Raw genomic sequence first — 2,399 nt, forward strand, 5'->3', positions numbered from 1 at the left:
ACGCCGAACGGTAAAATCGACCGGAAAGCGCTGCCTGAACCGGAAGGAAGTTTGCAAACGGGAGCAGATTATATCTCACCGCGAACGTGGGTGGAATCGAAGCTGGCGCAAATCTGGCAGGATGTGCTGGGCTTGGAGTTAGTCGGCGTAAAAGAGAACTTCTTCGAGATTGGCGGACATTCCCTGCGGGCGACGACGCTGGCCTCCAAGATTCATAAGGAATTGAATAAATCACTTCCGCTACGTAGTATTTTTGAAGCCCCGACCATTGAACAGTTGGCGGCGGTCATTGAACAATTGGATCAAGAGATGTATGCGTCCATTCCAGTAACGGAAGAACGTCCGTTCTACCCATTGTCCTCCGCACAAAAACGGATGTACATTTTGTATCAGATTGATCCAGATGATGTGAACTACAATATTCCCGCTGTGTTTCAGGTAAGCGGCCCGCTGGATGCAAAAAGGGTGGAGAAGGTTTTCCGCCAGTTGATCTCGCGCCATGCGGCACTCCGCACCCGCTTTGAGCTAATGAATAGCGAGCCGGTACAGCGAATTCAGGATACGGTGACGTTCGAGGTAGAGTATGCGAGGGTGCAGTCAGGGCATGTAGTAACGTATCCAGCAGCTAATCAACAAACCAATACCGAAGTCTTACATCATGATGTAGCGTATGAACAACATACAGTGGGGACTGAGCAGCTTGTAAGCCAGGAAGTGCAAAAATGGGTTCAACGTTTTGTACGTCCATTTGATCTGCAAGCCGCTCCGCTGCTGCGCGTGGCCTTGGTGGATTTGGGCGTACAGGAGGAGGGAGAAAAACAGGAGACACAGCATCTGTTGATGCTCGATATGCACCATATTATCTCGGATGGCGCGTCTATGGGTGTATTAACCGACGAATTTGTCCGCTTGTACAGCGGTGAAGAGCTGTCTCCGCTACGGATTCAATATAAAGACTACGCGGTATGGCAACAAACGGAGGCACAACGGGAGTGGATGAAGCGCCAGGAAGCCTATTGGCTGGATACCTTCCGGGGTAATTTGCCTGTGCTGAACCTGCCAACCGACTTTACACGTCCTACGGTACGAAGCACGGCAGGCGCTACGGTGGTATTCGGTCTGGAACGCGAAGTCAGCGAGCGCTTGAAGGAACTGGCAGCTCAGACAGGTTCGACGCTGTATATGGTGCTGCTGGCAGCCTATACAGCGTTGTTACATCAGTACACCGGACAGGAAGACATCATCGTCGGCAGCCCAATTGCGGGACGACCACATGTGGATCTGGAGCCGATCATCGGGATGTTTGTTGGAACACTTGCCATGCGCAACTACCCAACCGCAGCACAAACATTCCGTAACTACGTGGAGGATGTGAAAGCCCGAGCCTTGCAGGCATATGAGCATCAGGACTATCCGTTTGAGGAACTGGTGGAAAGGCTGAACGTGAAGCGGGATATGAGCCGCAATCCGCTGTTCGACACGATGTTTGTACTACAAAATAACGAACAAGGAGAGCTGAAGTTGGAAGGTCTGAGCTTCCGTCCATATGGTATGGAGCAGGTTCCGGCGAAGTTCGACCTGATGCTGGAAGCTAGCGAGGAAGAAACAGGCATCCATTTCGGATTGCAATATGCAGCATCACTATACCAGCGGGACACCATCGAGCAGATTGCGCGCCACTTTGTTCGGTTGGTAGAAACAATTACAGTCAATCCAGATATCTTGCTGGGCGAACTGGAACGGGTCACTACAGAAGAAACGGTATCTATGCTGAAAGTACATCAGGAACGTCAAAAAGCTGCTCGTTACTGGAATGTATATCTGGAAGGATATGAAGAACAGGCCCATTTGCCACAAGTCAAAATGCAGTCAAACACGGGGTATCAGGCAGAGCAGCTTAATACTGGTCTGAGTGTGGGTCTAACGACCAAGATTCTTCGGATTGCCAAGCGCCATCAGGTGACGCTGGTTACATTAATGCAGACAGTGTGGGGCATATTGCTCCAAAAATATAATGGTACGGATGATGTCGTATTTGGTAGTACGGTTTCCGTACATTCGCCTGATCTTCTGAATGTGGAGCCAATGCTGGGTTTGTCACAGAATACGATACCTGTACGAATTAGAAGCGATGAGAACATTCTGTTCTTACAAGTGATGAAGCAGAACGAGGAGCAATCTATAGCTACTCATATGCATACTGCGTATCCGCTGACTGAAATTCAGGCGTTGTCTGAGCTGATGCAAAACTGGATCAACCACAGGATTATTTTTGCAAATGATCCAAAGGAAAAACAAATGCGGCAGTTCAGTGAAGGTACGCGGACCAGTCTTCGCCTAACCGAGGTCGAACAGACGAGCTATGATTTTAATCTGGTGATACAGTCTGGTAAAGCCAT

The 2,399-nt window shown here is 49.6% G+C and carries 1 protein-coding gene; it reads left to right on the forward strand.

Annotation, left to right across the window (positions count from 1 at the left end; genetic code table 11):
- Positions 1-2,399, forward strand: a 2,399-nt coding sequence (locus KQI_RS26510; protein ID WP_010344806.1) for a condensation domain-containing protein, incomplete at both ends; no start/stop codon positions are given.

Origin of the sequence: Paenibacillus peoriae KCTC 3763 (assembly GCF_000236805.1) — a bacterium.
In the GTDB taxonomy this organism is placed as follows: Bacteria; Bacillota; Bacilli; order Paenibacillales; family Paenibacillaceae; genus Paenibacillus; species Paenibacillus peoriae.